This window comes from Pigmentiphaga sp. YJ18 (genome assembly GCF_038066655.1).
In the GTDB taxonomy this organism is placed as follows: domain Bacteria; phylum Pseudomonadota; class Gammaproteobacteria; order Burkholderiales; family Burkholderiaceae_B; genus Pigmentiphaga.
The window spans coordinates 1,250,237-1,265,817 of sequence record NZ_JBBUKU010000001.1; the positions used below are offsets into that span (position 1 = coordinate 1,250,237).

16 protein-coding genes are annotated in these 15,581 nt (G+C 68.2%); 8 read left to right on the top strand and 8 right to left on the bottom strand.

The genetic code is table 11. From position 1 onward, the window contains the following. Position 1: 1 nt before the first annotated feature. Positions 2-2,671: a pyruvate dehydrogenase (acetyl-transferring), homodimeric type gene (gene aceE, locus WKR98_RS06140; protein ID WP_341432366.1), complete on the bottom strand. Its 2,670-nt coding sequence runs from the start codon at positions 2,669-2,671 to the stop codon at positions 2-4. Between the two features lie 135 nt (positions 2,672-2,806). Here aceE and WKR98_RS06145 point away from each other — a divergent pair, with 135 nt between their 5' ends. Further along, entirely contained in the window at positions 2,807-3,268 is a 462-nt protein-coding gene (locus tag WKR98_RS06145; RefSeq protein WP_124687304.1) for a MarR family winged helix-turn-helix transcriptional regulator, read from the top strand. Here WKR98_RS06145 and WKR98_RS06150 read toward each other — a convergent pair. Continuing rightward, a complete protein-coding gene (locus tag WKR98_RS06150; RefSeq protein WP_341432367.1) occupies positions 3,265-4,311 on the bottom strand; it encodes a transketolase-like TK C-terminal-containing protein in 1,047 nt (348 codons plus the stop codon). The two genes, WKR98_RS06145 and WKR98_RS06150, sit on opposite strands and share 4 nt — an antisense overlap. A 96-nt stretch (positions 4,312-4,407) precedes the next feature. Here WKR98_RS06150 and WKR98_RS06155 point away from each other — a divergent pair, with 96 nt between their 5' ends. Then, on the top strand, positions 4,408-5,079 hold the full coding sequence (locus WKR98_RS06155; RefSeq protein ID WP_341432368.1) for a glutathione S-transferase family protein: 672 nt from the start codon (positions 4,408-4,410) through the stop codon (positions 5,077-5,079). 4 nt (positions 5,080-5,083) lie between these two features. Beyond that, entirely contained in the window at positions 5,084-5,407 is a 324-nt protein-coding gene (locus WKR98_RS06160; protein ID WP_341432369.1) for a DMT family transporter, read from the top strand. On the opposite strand, the gene WKR98_RS06165 is transcribed toward WKR98_RS06160, so the two are convergent. After that, positions 5,388-6,308 (bottom strand): LysR substrate-binding domain-containing protein, encoded by a 921-nt coding sequence (locus tag WKR98_RS06165; protein WP_341432370.1) that lies wholly within the window; start codon positions 6,306-6,308, stop codon positions 5,388-5,390. The two genes, WKR98_RS06160 and WKR98_RS06165, sit on opposite strands and share 20 nt — an antisense overlap. A 134-nt stretch (positions 6,309-6,442) precedes the next feature. Here WKR98_RS06165 and WKR98_RS06170 point away from each other — a divergent pair, with 134 nt between their 5' ends. Continuing rightward, positions 6,443-7,078 (top strand): flavodoxin family protein, encoded by a 636-nt coding sequence (locus tag WKR98_RS06170; RefSeq protein ID WP_341432371.1) that lies wholly within the window; start codon positions 6,443-6,445, stop codon positions 7,076-7,078. A 30-nt stretch (positions 7,079-7,108) separates the two neighbouring features. Here WKR98_RS06170 and WKR98_RS06175 read toward each other — a convergent pair whose 3' ends face one another. Together WKR98_RS06175 and WKR98_RS06180 are read right to left on the bottom strand one after the other, a co-directional pair. After that, entirely contained in the window at positions 7,109-7,579 is a 471-nt protein-coding gene (locus tag WKR98_RS06175) for an Hsp20 family protein (protein ID WP_124687310.1), read from the bottom strand. A gap of 102 nt (positions 7,580-7,681) precedes the next feature. Further along, on the bottom strand, positions 7,682-8,872 hold the full coding sequence (locus WKR98_RS06180; protein ID WP_341432372.1) for an MFS transporter: 1,191 nt from the start codon (positions 8,870-8,872) through the stop codon (positions 7,682-7,684). 94 nt (positions 8,873-8,966) lie between these two features. Between WKR98_RS06180 and WKR98_RS06185 the strand changes: the two genes are divergently transcribed. After that, positions 8,967-9,869 (top strand): LysR family transcriptional regulator, encoded by a 903-nt coding sequence (locus WKR98_RS06185; protein ID WP_341432373.1) that lies wholly within the window; start codon positions 8,967-8,969, stop codon positions 9,867-9,869. On the opposite strand, the gene prpE is transcribed toward WKR98_RS06185, so the two are convergent. Then, entirely contained in the window at positions 9,866-11,764 is a 1,899-nt protein-coding gene (prpE, locus tag WKR98_RS06190) for a propionate--CoA ligase (RefSeq protein WP_445936071.1), read from the bottom strand. The genes WKR98_RS06185 and prpE overlap by 4 nt on opposite strands. Positions 11,765-11,907: 143 nt before the next feature. Between prpE and WKR98_RS06195 the strand changes: the two genes are divergently transcribed. From WKR98_RS06195 to leuA, 3 genes are all read left to right on the top strand, one after another. Further along, complete coding sequence (locus WKR98_RS06195; RefSeq protein WP_124687314.1) at positions 11,908-12,126, top strand: AbrB/MazE/SpoVT family DNA-binding domain-containing protein; 219 nt, start codon at positions 11,908-11,910, stop codon at positions 12,124-12,126. Next, positions 12,123-12,542, top strand: coding sequence for a putative toxin-antitoxin system toxin component, PIN family (locus tag WKR98_RS06200; RefSeq protein ID WP_341432375.1), 420 nt, complete (start codon positions 12,123-12,125; stop codon positions 12,540-12,542). Before WKR98_RS06195 ends, WKR98_RS06200 begins: the two co-directional genes overlap by 4 nt. A 306-nt stretch (positions 12,543-12,848) precedes the next feature. Further along, the gene (gene leuA, locus WKR98_RS06205; protein WP_341433809.1) at positions 12,849-14,549 is read left to right on the top strand and encodes a 2-isopropylmalate synthase; all 1,701 of its coding nucleotides are present in this window, start codon (positions 12,849-12,851) and stop codon (positions 14,547-14,549) included. 58 nt (positions 14,550-14,607) lie between these two features. Here the strand turns inward: leuA and WKR98_RS06210 are convergent, their stop codons facing one another. After that, a complete protein-coding gene (locus WKR98_RS06210; protein ID WP_341432376.1) occupies positions 14,608-15,192 on the bottom strand; it encodes a DUF924 family protein in 585 nt (194 codons plus the stop codon). 11 nt (positions 15,193-15,203) lie between these two features. After that, positions 15,204-15,527 (bottom strand): DUF1840 domain-containing protein, encoded by a 324-nt coding sequence (locus WKR98_RS06215; protein WP_124687320.1) that lies wholly within the window; start codon positions 15,525-15,527, stop codon positions 15,204-15,206. Between the last annotated feature and the right edge of the window lie 54 nt (positions 15,528-15,581).

A 15,581-nucleotide genomic window follows, 5' to 3' on the forward strand; every position in this document is an offset into this window, starting at 1 on the left:
TTCACACCGCGGCCGGATCCGGCTTGTCGGCGGCTATGCCGTAGCGCTGCATGGCCTGGGTTACCGTGGCCGGCGGGATGGCGCCTTCGTCGGCCAGGGCCTTCAGCGTCGCGACCACGATGAAGTGCCGGTCCACCTCGAAGAAGCTCCGCAGCGACTCTCGAGTGTCGGAGCGCCCGAATCCGTCGGTGCCCAGCGCGACGAAGCGGCGGCCGCCGACGAAGGGGCGGATCTGGTCGGCGATGATCTTCATGTAGTCGGTCGCGGCCACGATGGGGCCCTGGCGCCCGGCCAGGCACTGTTGCACGTAGGGTGCGCGTGGCGCGGCCTCGGGATGCAGCAGGTTCCAGCGTTCGGCGGCCAGGCCGTTGCGCCGCAGCTCGGTCAGGCTGGTGGCGCTCCAGACGTCGGCGGCGACGGAATAGTCGTTCTCCAGCAGCTCGGCCGCCGCGATGACCTCGCGCAGGATGGCGCCGCTGCCCAGCAACTGCGCGCGGGGACGCGCCGCCGGGGCAGCGGATGCGCGGAACAGGTACAGGCCTTTCAGGATGCCTTCCCGGTCCGGCTCGCGCAGGGCGGGGTGGGGGTAGTTTTCGTTCAGCAGCGTGATGTAGTAGTAGATGTCTTCCTGTTCGACGTACATCCGGCGCAGCCCGTCCTGGATGATGACCGCCAGTTCGTACGAGAAGGTGGGGTCGTACGAGACGCAGCTGGGAATGACCGAGGACAGCACGTGGCTGTGCCCGTCGTCGTGCTGCAGGCCCTCGCCCATCAGCGTCGTGCGGCCGGACGTGGCGCCCAGCAGAAAGCCCCGCGTGCGCGCGTCGGCGGCCGCCCAGGCAAGATCGCCCACGCGCTGCAGGCCGAACATGGAATAGAAGATGTAGAAGGGGATGGTGGCGAGGCCGTGGGTGCTGTACGAGGTCCCAGCGGCGATCCAGGACGAGATGGCGCCCGATTCGTTGATGCCTTCCTGGAGGATCTGGCCATCGCGCGCTTCCCTGTAGTAGCTGAGCTGGCCGGCATCCTGCGGGGTATAGAGCTGGCCCAGGTGCGAATGGATGCCGATCTGCCGGAACAGGCCTTCCATGCCGAAGGTGCGCGATTCGTCGGGCACGATGGGGATGACCAGCGGACCCAGCGCCGGGTCCTTCAGCAAGGTGCTCAGGATGCGCACGAAGGCCATGGTGGTGGAGGCGCCGCGTTCGCCGGTGTCCTTCAAGTGGGCGGCGAAGGCATCGAGCGCGGGGATAGGCAGCGGGGCCATGGCGCCGCTGCGTGCGGGGACATGGCCACCCAGGCTGGCCCGCCGTTCGGCCAGGTAGCGCGCCTCCTGGCTGCCCGGCTCGGGCTTCAGGTAGGGCAGGTCGGCCAGTTGCTCGTCGGTCAGCGGCAGCGAGAAGCGGTCGCGGAAGGCCCGGACCGAGTTGTCCGCCATCTTCTTCAATTGATGGTTGATGTTCTGTCCCTCGCCCGACTCCCCCATGCCGAAGCCTTTCACCGTCTTGGCCAGGACCACGGTGGGCTGGCCCGCGTGCGTGGTGGCGGCCGCATAGGCGGCATGGACTTTCTCGTGGTCGTGGCCGCCGCGCGCCAACTGCCAGATCTCGTCGTCCGTCAGATGCGCGACCATCTCCAGCAGTTCCGGATACTTGCCGAAGAAGTGCTGGCGCACGTAGGCGCCGTCCTGCGACTTGAAGGTCTGGTAGTCGCCGTCCACGCACTCCATCATCCGTCGGCGCAGGAGGCCGCCCTGGTCGCGGGCCAGGAGGGCATCCCAGCCGCCACCCCAGATGACCTTGATGACGTTCCAGCCCGCGGCCCTGAACGTGCCCTCCAGTTCCTGGATGACCTTGCCGTTGCCGCGCACCGGACCGTCCAGCCGCTGCAGGTTGCAGTTGACGACGAAGATCAGGTTGTCCAGTTTCTCCCGTCCGGCCAGCGCGATGGCCGCCAGCGATTCGGGCTGATCCATTTCGCCGTCGCCCAGGAAGGCCCAGACCTTGCGCCCCTGCTGGAGCTTGAGGCCGCGATAGTCCAGGTAGCGCATATAGCGCGCCTGATAGGCGGCGGTCAGCGGGCCCAGGCCCATGGAAACCGTGGGGAATTGCCAGAAATCCGGCATGAGCCGGGGATGGGGATAGGACGACAGGCCGGGGCGTCCGGCTTCCCGCCGGAAATCGTCCAGGCGGATTTCGTCGATGCGGCCTTCGATATAGGCGCGGCCGTAGATGCCGGGAGCGGAGTGCCCCTGGATGTAGACCAGGTCGCCGGCGAAGGTATCGGTCCGGCCGCGGAAGAAGTGGTCGAAGCCGACGTCGTACAGCGCCGCGGCTGACGCGTAGGTCGCGATGTGCCCGCCGACGTTGGAATGTTGGCCGGCGCGCAGCACCATGGCCATCGCGTTCCAGCGCACGTAGGCGCTTAGCCGGCGTTCGATGGCCAGGTCGCCGGGGTACAGGGGCTGGCGCGCGCGGGCAATGGTGTTGACGTAGGGCGTGGTGACCCGGCCGTGCAGGCTGCCGTGCTGCGCCACGTCCTCGTCCAGCAACTGGTCTATCAGGAAGTGCGCGCGATCGCGGCCTTCCACCGCCACGACGGCTTCCATGGCGTCCAGCCACTCTCGGGTTTCCTGGGGATCGATGTCGATGGGTGATGTCGGTTGGGACATGAGGGCGCTCCACTAAGGCTGCTGGCCTGGGGGTCGCCCGCGGCCACGCATATAATTGCAATTACAATGATAGCAAATGCAATTCTAAACCCCGCCCATATAATTGCAACTGCAATATCAACCCACGGAGCATTCATGGCCGCACAGCAAGCCGATCTTTGGTTCTCGTTCGTCCGCGCGCATCGCTGGATGATCCGGGAGATCGAGCGCCGCCTTGCCGCCGCGGACCTGCCTCCCTATGCCTGGTACGACGCCTTGTGGGGGCTGGAAAGCGGTCCCGGCGGCACCCGCCGCATGCACGAGCTGGCCGACGTCCTGGCCATCGAGCGCTACAATCTGACGCGGCTGGTGGATCGCCTGGAGCGCGAGGGGCTGGTCACGCGGGCGCGTTCGGCCGAGGACGGCCGGGCGGCCTACGCCTCGATCACCAAGGAGGGGCGCGCGCTGCGCCGCAAGATGTGGAAGGTGTACGAGACCGCCGTGGACGAACTTTTCCTGTCCCGGTTCAGCGGCGCCGAACGGGACCTGTTCGCCAAGGCGCTGGACCATGCCGCGGCGGACGCCAGGCGGTCGATGGAGGCGGGCGGCGCCGGCTAGCGGCCCGCCTCCTGCAACACCTTGATTGCCGCCAGGGCAAGCGCCCGGGATGACAGCGGGTCGTCCCGCGGCGCGATCGCCATGGAGTCACCGCCCACGGCCATGAACGGCCCGCTCACGTGGGCGCCGATCTGTTCGGCGATGCGGCGGGGGTAGGCGGTGGCCGCGATGACCGGACCCCGGCCCCGCGCCAGGCAGCGGACGAGATGCGAAGCTTCCGCCGGCTCGTCCGGGTGCAACAGCGCACGCCACGAAGCCTGGCGCGCTTCGCGCGCCAGCCGCGTGTAGCTCGGGCAGCTCCAGACCTCCGCGCCTATGCGCCAGCCCCGCCACAACAAGCGCGCCGCGCGCAACGCGGCATGCAGTACCGTCCCCGCCGCGAGCAGCCGGACGCGGGCAATGGCGGCTCCGGCCGGGATGGCTCGAGCCAGGTACATGCCCCGTACCGCATCGGATGCCATGGCCGGATCCATGATGGTGCCGGCTCGGGTTGGCAGGTCGTGCGCCGACAGATAGTAGAAGCGGCGGGTGCCGTGGCCATACATGTCCTTCAGGGCACCTTCCAGAACGGCCCGGGCCTCGTCGGCGCAGGCCAGGTCGTAGGGCACATAGTCCAGGTTGTCGGCCAGCCACAGCGGCAGTTCCGCGTGGCGCTCCGGGATGGCCCCTTCCCGCCAGGCGGCGGCTTCGTTGCACAGCACACCGCGTTCGCGCAACTGCGCCGCCAGCCCTTGCAGCCCGGCCACCGTTGGAATGCGGCACAGGCAGACCAGGGGCCGTTCGTAGCGGGCCGCATTGCGGCGGAACCAGATCGGCCAAGCGCTGGCCATCGCTGTCGCGCCGTTCGCGGCGCGGCTGCGGACTACCCACGCGCGGCCCGCCAGCGCATCGGTTTCCAGCACCCGCGCGCTGGCTTCGATGGTCTGCCAGGGGCTGAGCGGAGCCTGCCCCGCTGGTTTCCCGCCGGGGTTCAATGCCGCCAGACAACGGGCCGCCGCGCGGCGGGTGGCGGCATCGTCGTTCGAAACGAAGGAAAAGGACATCGCTCGCCTCCTCTTGCGCAACGGTTCGTGGTGCGTCATAGTTGCCAATGCAGTAATTGTAATTGCAATTCATAGCCAGCGCCAAGGAGCCTAGCCATGACGCGGAAAGACGCCATCACGCTCTATACCGCCGATACGCCCAACGGGCTGAAGATCGGCATTTTTCTTCAGGAAGCGGGTATCCCGTACGCCCAGGTCGCACTGGACCTGGGGCGGGGCGACCAGCACCAGCCGGACTACCTGGCCATCAATCCCAACGGCAAGATTCCCGCTATCGTCGATGGGGATGCCGGGCTGGCGATATTCGAATCGGGCGCCATCCTGGACTATCTGGCGGACAAGTCCGGGCGCTTCTCGGCATCGACCCCGGCGGGACGCGCGCAGGTGCGCCAATGGCTGTACTTCCAGGTGGGCGGCATCGGTCCCATGCTGGGGCAGTTGTGGTGGTTCCTGCACGGCGCCGGCGGCACCAATGCCGAGGCCATCGCTCGCTACCGGAAAGAATCCCATCGTTTGTTCGGCGTGGTCGAACGCCGGTTGCGCGCATCCCGCTTCCTGGCGATGGACGACTACACGATCGCCGACATGGCGGCCTTTCCATGGCTGCGCACGCATGAGGAACTGGACCTCGACGTCGCGGACTATCCGGCGGTTCGCCGCTGGCTGGCGGACATCGCGGCGCGGCCGGCGGTACAGCGGGCCATCGCGGCCAATCGCCTGCCGGGCACCTCGCGCCACGATGCCGCGGCGACGGTTGCGCGGGCGTAGCGCCATGGCCTGGACCTATCTGTTGGCGGCGGCCTGCCTGGAGGTGGTGATGGGGGTGGCGCTCAAGCTCAACGCCGGCTGGAGCCGGCCCCTGCCCAGCGCGGTGGCGGTCGTGGCGGGGCTGGGCAGCATCTTCCTGCTGGCGCACGCCTTGCGCGCGCTGCCCCTGGGCATCGCCTACGCGGTCTGGACCGGCCTGGGTACCGTCGGGCTGACGGCGCTCGGCATGGTGTGGTTCGGCGAAGGCGCGCCGCCCGGCCGCCTGTTCTTCCTGGCGCTTGCAGTGACTGGCATCGCCGGCCTGCGTTTCACCGAGTCGGCCGGCTGACCGGCTCGTCGCCCCGCGCGCCGGCGAACTCCCGTTCGATCCAGGCCAGGAAGGCGCGGGCCGGCGGGTGGCGTTCGCGGCCGGGAGCGCACAGCACGATGTAGCGGTCGCCCGGTACGTGCACCCCGGGCTTGAACGGCCGCAGCAGCCCGGTGCCGACGGCATCCGACACCATGACCGAGCTCGCCAGCACCAGCCCCTGGCCAGCGATCGCGGCCTGCAGGGCATAGTGCTCTTCCTCGTAGTGCCGCACGGACGGCCGTCCGTCCAGCCAGCTCAGGCCCGCCGCCGCGCACCATTGCCGCCAGCCGTGCTCGTACAGGGTGGAGTCGCGCCATTGCACCGAGATCAGCGTCGGCCTGGCCTGGGCGGCCGCGCGGACGGCGGCCGGCGTGCCATAGACGCCGAAGGATTCGGCCAGCGCCGCCGGTGCCAGCAGGCCCGGCGGCTCGGTCCCGCCGTAGCGGATGGCCACGTCCACGCTGGCGTCCTGCAACAGGTCGACCACGCGTTCGGTGGCGTCCAGCCGCACTTCGCAGCCGGGATGTTCCTGGTAGAAGCGGCCCAGCCGGGGCACGAGCCACAGGGCCGCGAAGGAATGCGTGGTGGTGATGGTGACCACGCCCGTGCCAGGCCGTGGCCGCAGGGCGTCCATGGCCTGGCCGATGTCCAGCAGCGCGCCATGCACGGTTTCCAGCAGCCGAGCGCCTGGCGTGGTCAGCGTCACGCCGCGCGCCTCGCGCTGGAACAGGGCCGCCCCCAGGTGGTGCTCCAGCGTCCGGATCTGGTGGGACACCGCGGTAGGCGTGACGTGCAGCTCCTGCGCGGCCAGCTTGAAGCTGCGCAGCCGCGCGGCGGCTTCGAAGGTGCGCAGGGCGTTCAGGGGCAGTCGGGCGAACACAGGGCAGCCAGCCTAGAGATGAGTTGAATTCATCTTATTGGAAAGAAGCTCATTCGCCAAGAACCGGGCTTGCCACCTAAATTCCTTTCATGCCCGGCACGCCCGGGCCACTTCTTTCCACGGGAATGCATGAAATGGACTCATCTTCTTCGATCCTCATCCTGGTCGGCAGCCCCCGCCGGGACGGCAACAGCGCGTTGCTGGCCCGCGCGGTCGAGACCGGGGCGCGGGAGGCGGGGCTTGCCCCGCGCCTGCGTTTCCTGGACGACTACATCAGCGGATTCCTGGGCGACCGTACGCCCGCATCCGAGCTGCCGGCCGATCGCTACGGCGAACTCTTCCTGGAAGAGTTCCTGCCCGCCGCCGGCGTGGTGTTCTGCACGCCCATTTACTGGTACGGGATGTCGGCGCAGACCAAGGCCTTCTTCGATCGCTCGTTCGCCTACTATTCGGGCACCTACCCGCATCATGCGGACGTGATGAAGCGCATGCAGGGCAAGCGGCTGGCGCTGACCCTGGCCTCGGAAGAGAGCTACCCCGGAGCCGGGCTGGGCATCGTGCACCAGGTGCAGGAATTCGCCCGATACAGCCACTCGGCCTTCGTCGGCTACGTGCATGGCGCGGGCAACCGCCGCGGCGAAGTCGCGCGCGACCCCCGCGACCCGGTCGGGGCGGCCAGGCGGCTGGGGGCCGAGCTGCTGCGGCGGCCCTATACGGACTATCGCATCGATACGCCGCGCAGCCACGACGTGTGGGATGCGGCGGCGTAGGGGGCGGAGCGTTGCCGCTCCGCCGCGCCGTCAGGCGGCGTTGGCCAGCGCGGGCTGCTCGCGCGGGGCCGGGGCGGCGCTGCCGATCTCGATGCGCCGGGGCTTGGCGGCCTCGGGCACCTCACGGACCAGGTCGATGTTCAACAGGCCGTTCTCGAGATGCGCACCGCGCACTTCGATATGGTCGGCCAGCCGGAACGAGAGCTTGAACGCGCGCTGCGCGATGCCCTGGTGCAGGTAGGTGACGGGACCTTCGCTTTTCTCGCGCCGGCCGCCGGTCACGGTCAGCACGCCGCTCTCGACCTGCAGGTCCAGGTCTTCGTCGCGCAGTCCGGCTGCCGCGATCACGATGCGGTAGTCGTCGTCGCCGCGCTTCTCGACGTTGTAGGGCGGATAGGTGCTGCCCGCGTCGTTGCGCAGGGCCGACTCGAACAGGTCATTGAAGCGGTCGAATCCGACCGATTGGCGGAACAGGGGCGCCAGAGAAAAAGTAGCGTTCATGGATCGAATCTCCTGATGGTCAGCAAGTTTCACGGGGACCCGATTGCGGCATCCCCTGAACCCAATCTCTGGACGATCGCGCGCATTTCAAGCCCCTGCCGTTCATCTTCCGGAGTGCCGCAGGCCCAGGGCCACGGCCAGCGCCAGGACGCCCGCCCCGCCGGCGATGCCCGCCGCGGCCGGCCAGCCGCACGCCTGGATCAGGCCGCCGACCGCGGCCGGACCCACGACCTGGCCCAGGTTGTTGCCCTGCATCATCAGCCCGACCACCAGCGGCACCCGGGCCGGACTGGGCGCCGCGCGCGGAGCCGTCGCCAGCAGCGTGGCGGGGATCAGTCCGCCGGCGGCCGAGAAAAGCACGCACAGCGCGAAGCTGCCGGCGTCGGGCAGCACGGACAGGAAGACTCCGCTTCCCGTCAGGCCCATGACGACGCTGCCGCCGGCCACCAGGCCCCATCTGGCCATCCCGCGCTCCATCAGGACGCCGGCGCAGAGATTGCCGGCGATGTTGGCCGCCGTGGCGGCGGCAGCCAGGAGCCCGGCGGTCTGTAGCGGCATCCCCATCCGTTCGGTCAGCAGAATGGGCAGGAAATTGAACAGCGCGAAGAACTGCAGGCTGTACAGTCCGAATCCGGCGGCCAGCAGCAAGGGTTCCCGGCCACGCAGTGTCGCCAGCGCGTCGCGGCCCGTGTCGCGCCATCCCCGCCAGTCGCCGCGCGCCGAAGGAGGAAGCAGCAGGACGGCGGCCGCCGCGGCCAGCGACAGCGCCGCGCTGCTCCACCACAAGATCCGCCAGGACGAGAACAGGGGGCCGAGCAGCATCGCCAGCGCGATGCCGGTGGGCATGAAGCAGCTCCACAGCGCGAAGGCCAGATCGCGCTGTCCGGCGGCGACCACGCGTTGCAGCAGTGCCGGCCCGGCGACGACCACCAGCAGGAAACCCAGGCCTTCGAGCAGGCGGGAAGCCAGCAGCCAGGCATAGTCCGGCGCGGCCGCGCCCAGTGCCGCGCCCAGCGCGCTGGTGCCCAGGCCGGCAAGAAAGACGCGGCGGTCGCCACGGGCCGCCACCAGCGATCCGGCGGGCATGCCGCCCAGCATGCCGAGCACGGCGATGACGGCCGTGAGCCAGCCGATGGCGGCCAGGTCCAGTCCCATGTCGGCGCGCAGCAGCGGCGCGGCGATCGAGGCCTTGCCGACCTGCAGCGCCAGCACCACGCCGCCGCCGACGATGACCGCGACACTCGCCCAGCTGTTCTTTTCCCGTACCGCGATGTCTTGTTGGCTTGCCCGCATCGTGCATTCCTGTTCGTCAGGCTGCCAGCATAGGGTTGGCCGTCGATCGACAAAAGTGACATTATTTAGATGTTTTCTATCCAAATAATCGATCATGATCGACGCCCTGACCCTGGACCAGATGCGTGTGTTCGCCGCCGTGGCGGAAACGGGAAGCTTCCGGGCGGGGGCCGGCCGGCTGCGGCGCGCGCAGTCGGCCGTCAGCCATGCCATCGCCAGGATGGAAGGAGAACTGGGCGTCGCGCTGTTCGATCGCGGCGGACATCGCCCTGTCCTGACTCACGAGGGGCAGGCCCTCTTGAGCAACGTGCGGGACATCCTGCTGCGCGTGGACGCCATGCGCGCGCGGGCGCGAGGCATGGGCGAGGGCGTCGAGCTCGAGCTTGCGCTGGTGGTGGACACGCTGTTTCCGATAGCCTGGGTGGCGCAGGCCCTGAATGCCATGCGGTCCCGCTATCCGGCCGTGGCGGTGCGGCTGGCGGTCGAGCCGCTGGGCGGGCCGCTGTCGGGACTGCTCGATCGGCGCTATGGCGTGGGCATCACGGTGGGCGAGCACTTCCGCAGTCCGCAGATCGCCATGCAAGCCCTGGCGGCGGTCGAGGTGGTGGCGGTGGCCGGCGCATCCCACCCGCTGGCGGCAACGGCTCCGCCGTTGCAGATGGCGGACTTGGCCGGCCATCTGCAGATCGTGCTGGCCGATCCCTCCTCGTTGACGCCGGGACAGGATTTCGGCGTGCTTTCGCCGCAGACCTGCCGCGTCAACACGCAGGACACCAAGCACCAGCTCATCCTTGCGGGCGTGGGTTGGGGGCGCCTGCCGGCGTGGCAGGTGGAGCGGGACCTGGCCGAGGGCCGGCTGGTGCGGCTGGCCGTGTCCGCGCTGGGCCGCGACAGCTCGCTGGCGTCGGAGGCCTACCTGGCGCATCGCGTGGACGCGCCGCCGGGGCCCGCGGCGCGGGCCTTCTGCCAGGCGCTGGCCGCGGCCGCCAAGCGCTAGGCCGGCGGAAACATCGCGTCCTTCAACTGCTGCAACGCGCCGGCGTCCTCGATGGTGGTGAGGTCGCCGGGGTCGCGCCCTTCGGCAATGGCCTGGATGGCCCGCCGCAGCAGCTTGCCCGAGCGGGTCTTGGGCAGCGCGTTCACGAAGAACACCCGCGCCGGGCGGGCCACCGCGCCCAGCCTGCGCTCGACCGTCTGCATGACCTCGCCTTCCAGCCGCATGCGGCCTTCGGGCGTCGCGGCACGCTCGGCGCTGCGCGCGATGGCGAAGGCCATCGCCACCTGGCCCTTCAGCGCGTCCTGCACGCCCACCACCGCGACCTCGGCGATGTCCGGATGGCTGGAGACGCTTTCCTCGATCTCGCGGGTTCCCAGCCGATGTCCCGCGACGTTGATGACGTCGTCGGTGCGGCCCAGGATGGTGACGTAGCCGTCCTCGTCCTGGATGCCCCAGTCGAAGCTGGAATACAGCAGCTTGCCGGGAAAGCCCGACCAGTAGGTGGAAACGTAGCGCGCGTCGTCGCCCCAGATCGTGGACATGCAGCCCGGCGGCAGCGGCGCTTCCAGCGCCACCACGCCCTTGCGCCCGGGCGGACACGGCTCGCCCGTCTGTTCGTCCACGATCTTCAACCGATAGCCGTACACCGGCAGGCCGGGCGAACCGAACTTGGTGGGCAGGTCCTCCACGCCGCGCGGCAGCGCCAGCATGGGCCAGCCGGTCTCGGTCTGCCAGTAGTTGTCGACCACCGGCTTGCCGATGGCCTCGTGTATCCAGCGCGCGGTGGGCTCGTCCAGCGGCTCGCCGGCCAGGAACAAGGTGCGCAGCGTGGAAAGGTCATGGCGGCGCAGCGTTTCCGGATCCTGCTTCTTCAGCACCCGTATCGCGGTGGGGGCGCTGAACATGTGGGTGACGCGGTACTGCTCCACCAGCTTCCACCAGATCGCGCCGTCGGGGCGCACCGGCGTGCCTTCGTACATCAGCGTCGTCATGCCCGCGATCAGCGGCCCGTAGACGATGTAGCTGTGGCCCACTACCCAGCCGACGTCCGAGGTGGTGAACATCACGTCGCCCGCTTGCGCGCAGAAGATGTGGCGCATCGACGCGGCCAGCGCCACGGCATAGCCGCCGGTGTCGCGCTGCACGCCCTTGGGCCGGCCCGTGGTGCCGGAGGTGTAGAGGATGTAGGAAGGTTCGTTCGACTCCAGCCAGACGCAGGGAATGCGGGCGTGCGCATGGCGCTCGCGCAGCGCCGTGTAGTCGTGGTCCCGCCCTTCCTGCAAGGTCATGGATGCCAGGCCCCGGTCCACCAGCAGCACGCTGGCCGGCGCATGCGAGGCCAGATGCAGCGCTTCGTCCAGCAGCGGCTTGTAGGGAATGACCTTGCCCGCGCGCGAGCCGGCATCGGCCGACACCACCAGGGCCGGCCGGGCGTCGTCGATGCGCGTGGCCAGGCTGGCCGAGGCGAAGCCGCCGAACACTACCGAGTGGATGGCGCCTATCCGTACGCAGGCCAGCATCGCGAACGCGGCCTCGGGAATCATGGGCATGTAGATCAGCACCCGGTCGCCGCGCCGCACGCCCAGGGCCTGCATCACCTCGGCCATCCGGTTCACTTCGTCGTGCAGTTGCGCGTAGGTGTAGGCGGACTCGGTGCCGGTCTCGGTCGAGACGTGGATCAGCGCGGGCTGGCCGCCGCGCTCGGCCAGGTGCCGGTCGACCGCGTTGTGGCACAGATTGGTCAGTCCGCCGACGAACCAGCGCGAGAAGGGAGGATGCGACAGGTCCAGCGGCTGGGCGGCGGGAGCGTGCCAGTCGACGAGCCGCGCCTGCTCGCTCCAGAACGGCCCGGGTTCGTCCACCGAGCGGGCATGGAAGGCCTGGTAGCTTGCCACGGCAGTCTCCTTCTGGTTGTCGGAAGATGGTGGACTGGCGTTGGGCAAGGGGATATCCCGGGTTTACCCCGAATTTAGATAGGGCGTGATTCCTTACTATGATAAAGTAAGGAAATAAGATTTGTTGGTTTATGGAGGTTCCTATGCTTGCCAAGCTGACATCGAAAAACCAGATCACCTTGCCCAAGGCCGCGGTCTCCAGCGTGGACGAGACGGACTATTTCGACGTAACGGTCGAGAATGGGCGCATCGTATTGACCCCGGTCAGAGTCCATCAGGCTCAAGCCGTCCGTGACAAGCTGGAGCAGCTGGGCATTACCGAGCAGGATGTCGAAGAGGCCCTTGCTTGGGCACGGCGATGACGCGTCGCGTCGTGCTCGACACCAACATCGTGCTGTCGGCGCTGACGTTCACTTCGGGCCGGCTGGCCTGGATACGCCGGGCCTGGCAGGATGGGAGGCTTGCGCCTCTGGTCTGCCGGGCTACCGCCAATGAATTGCTGCGTGTCCTGGCTTATCCCAAGTTCCGGTTGTCAGCCAGTGACCAGAACGACCTGCTCGCGGATTTTCTTCCGTATGCCGAGGTCGTCACGTTGCCCGCCGTCTGGCCGATCCTGCCCGAATGCCGTGATAAGAAGGACCAGGTCTTCGTCGTGCTCGCCCATGTTGCCGGGGCCGAGGCCCTGGTGACTGACGATGCGGACCTGCTGGCCTTGCGGCCGCAGGCTCCATTCCCCATATGGACGGCCGACCATCTCGCCGACATCGCCGGTGCCTGATGGCGTCGTAGTTTTTGCCCAGGCGGCTTGCCAGCAATCCGGATTTGTGGTTGACTATCACATCTATCCGAATTTTTCCCCAAGCACGATCGCAACCATGGCCATCTCCGCCATCCGCTCCGCCGCCTCCCTGCGCCAAGCCGCGCCGGGTGCCGACGTGCGCGCGATCGTCGCCCTCATTGCTTCCTCGCTACTACTACCGATCGGTTGCCGGGCCTAGCGTCCTCGTGGCAGTTCGGCAGCCCCCTCTCGGCCACTCACACGGTCCATCCGTCCATTCCGAGTCCGCAGTAGCAGGAGCAGTCCATCATGTTGAAGAATCCCGAGGCGAAATACCGCCCCTTCCCCGCCTACGATTTTTCCGAGCGTAGCTGGCCCAACCGCCGCATGACCAAGGCGCCGATCTGGATGAGCACCGATCTGCGCGACGGCAACCAGGCCTTGATCGAGCCCATGAACGGCGAGCGCAAGACGCGCATGTTCGAGAAGCTGGTCCAGATCGGCTTCAAGGAAATCGAGGTCGGTTTCCCGTCCGCTTCGCAGACGGATTTCGATTTCATCCGCGGCCTGATCGAGCAGAACCGGGTACCCGAGGACGTCACGATCGAGGTGCTGACGCAATCGCGTGAAGAACTCATCCGCCGCACCATCGAGTCGGTCGAAGGCGGCCGCCGGGTGATCGTGCACATGTACAACGCCATCGCGCCGGCCTTCCGCCGCATCGTGTTCGGCATGACGCGCGAAGAGGTCAAGCAGGTCGCGCTGGAAGGCACCCGCCTCATCAAGGAATTGACCGACGCGCGCCCCGATACCGAGTGGGTCTACCAGTATTCGCCCGAGGTATTCAGTTCGTCCGAACTCGATTTCGCCAAGGAAGTGTGCGATGCGGTGGTCGAGGCCTGGGGCGCGACGCCCAACCGCAAGATCATCCTGAATCTCCCGGCCACGGTCGAATGCGCGATGCCCAACATCTACGCCGACCAGATCGAGTGGATGCACCGCAACCTGGCCAACCGCGACAGCATCATCCTTAGCGTCCACCCGCACAACGACCGCGGTACCGCGGTGGCGGCGGCCGAGATGGCCGTGCTGGCCGGCGCCGAGCGCATCGAAGGCTGCCTGTTCGGCCACGGCGAACGCACCGGCAACGTCGACCTCGTCACCCTGGCCTTGAACTGCTACAGCCAGGGCGTCTCGCCGGGGCTCGACTTTTCCGACATCGACGACGTGCGCCGCTGCGTCGAATACTGCACCCAGTTGCCAGTGCATCCGCGCCATCCCTATGTGGGCGACCTCGTCTTCACCGCGTTCTCGGGCTCGCACCAGGACGCGATCAAGAAGGGCTTCGCGCAGCGCCAGCCGGATGCCGTCTGGGACGTTCCCTACTTGCCCATCGACCCGGCCGACCTGGGCCGCAGCTATGACGCGGTCATCCGCGTGAACAGCCAGTCCGGCAAGGGCGGGGTGTCCTACCTGCTGCAGCAGGAGTACGGTTTCGACTTGCCGCGCCGCCTCCAGATCGAGTTCAGCCGCGCCATCCAGCGCGTGACCGACGAGACCGGCAAGGAGGTCGTGGCCGCCGACGTCTACTCCATCTTCAGCCGCGAGTACCTGGAGCAGCACGAACCCTATCGCTTCGTCCGCCATCGCATGGCCAGCGTCGAAGGCGGCGTGCGGGTCGAGGTCGACGTGCAGGCCAACGGCCAGGTCAGCACCCTGGTGGGTACCGGCAACGGCCCCATCGACGCCTTCGTGCAGGCGCTGAACATGCCGATGCGGATGATGGACTACCACGAGCATTCGATAGGCGTGGGCGCCGACGCGACCGCCGCCTGCTACGTGGAAGTGCGCGTGGGCGATGCCCCCACGGGCTTCGGCGTGGGCGTGGACAGCGACATCGTCACGGCTTCGTTCAAGGCCGTGCTGAGCGCGGTCAACCGGCATATCCGCGACAGCGGGCAGCCGGCCGCGACGGCGGGGACCAAGCTTGCCGAAGTGAGCGTGTAACTCCTTGCCCTGGCGGACACCCGCATCCCGGGTGCCGTCAGGGGGGCTGGAGCCCGGGTTAGAACCCCGACCCGGGCTGCTTCAGGAACTCCAGTTCCTGCCCCGTGCTGGCTCGCCCAAGGGTGGCGTTGCGGTGGGGGAAGCGGCCGAAGCGCTCCACGATGTCGCGGTGGCGGATGGCGAAGTCCAGCGAGTTCTGGGAAGCGGGGTGTTCCTGCGCCAGCGTGGTGTACAGGGCCACGCATCGTTCCTGGATGCCGGGGTTTTCGCTGTGCATCAACGGCAGGTAGACGAATTCCCTTTGCACGGGCGGCAATTGCAGGTAGCGGCCCGAGTCGATCAGTTCCAGCGCATCGGCCAGCGCCTGCGGGTCGCCGGCGAAGGCGCGCGGCGTGCCGCGCCAGGCGTTGCGGGGAAACTGGTCCAGCAGCACGATGCGCGCCAGCGCCCCGCCCAGTTCGCGCTTCCATTCGCGCAGGCCGCCGGCCACCGCCTGCTCGACCCGCGGCAGGAAGCGCCGTTCGATCTCGGCGTCGAAGTCGGGGTTCTTCTGGAACCAGACGTGGCGCGGCTTCAGGTAGCCGGGGTCGTCGGGGGGCAGGAACCAGAAGTCCAGGACGTCCTGCCAGGGCGGTCGGATCATGCGGCGGCTCCTCAGCTTTCCCAGGTCACGTTGACGTCTTGCGCCTGCGCCTTGCGCAGCATGTCCAGCAGCGGAAAGGCGCGCTGCTTCAGGCCCACGTGGCTGGCGGCCTTCTCTTTTTCCTCGGGGTTGTCCTCGTCGTAGCGAGGCTCCTTCTCGACGCCTATCGCGGCCTCGATGCGGCGGATGGCCTCGGGCAGTTGCTCGGGCGTGAAGACGCCGCGCGTGCCCGCGGCGATCTCGGGCATCTTGCCGGCCAGTTCCAGCAGTGGCCGGGCGTGCTCGCCCAGCATGATGACTTCGCCGGCGGCCTTGGATCTGAAGGTGACGATCATGGTGTTGTGTTTTCCGTGTCGTGGACCGGTCTCCATTATGGCGGAAGTCGATGT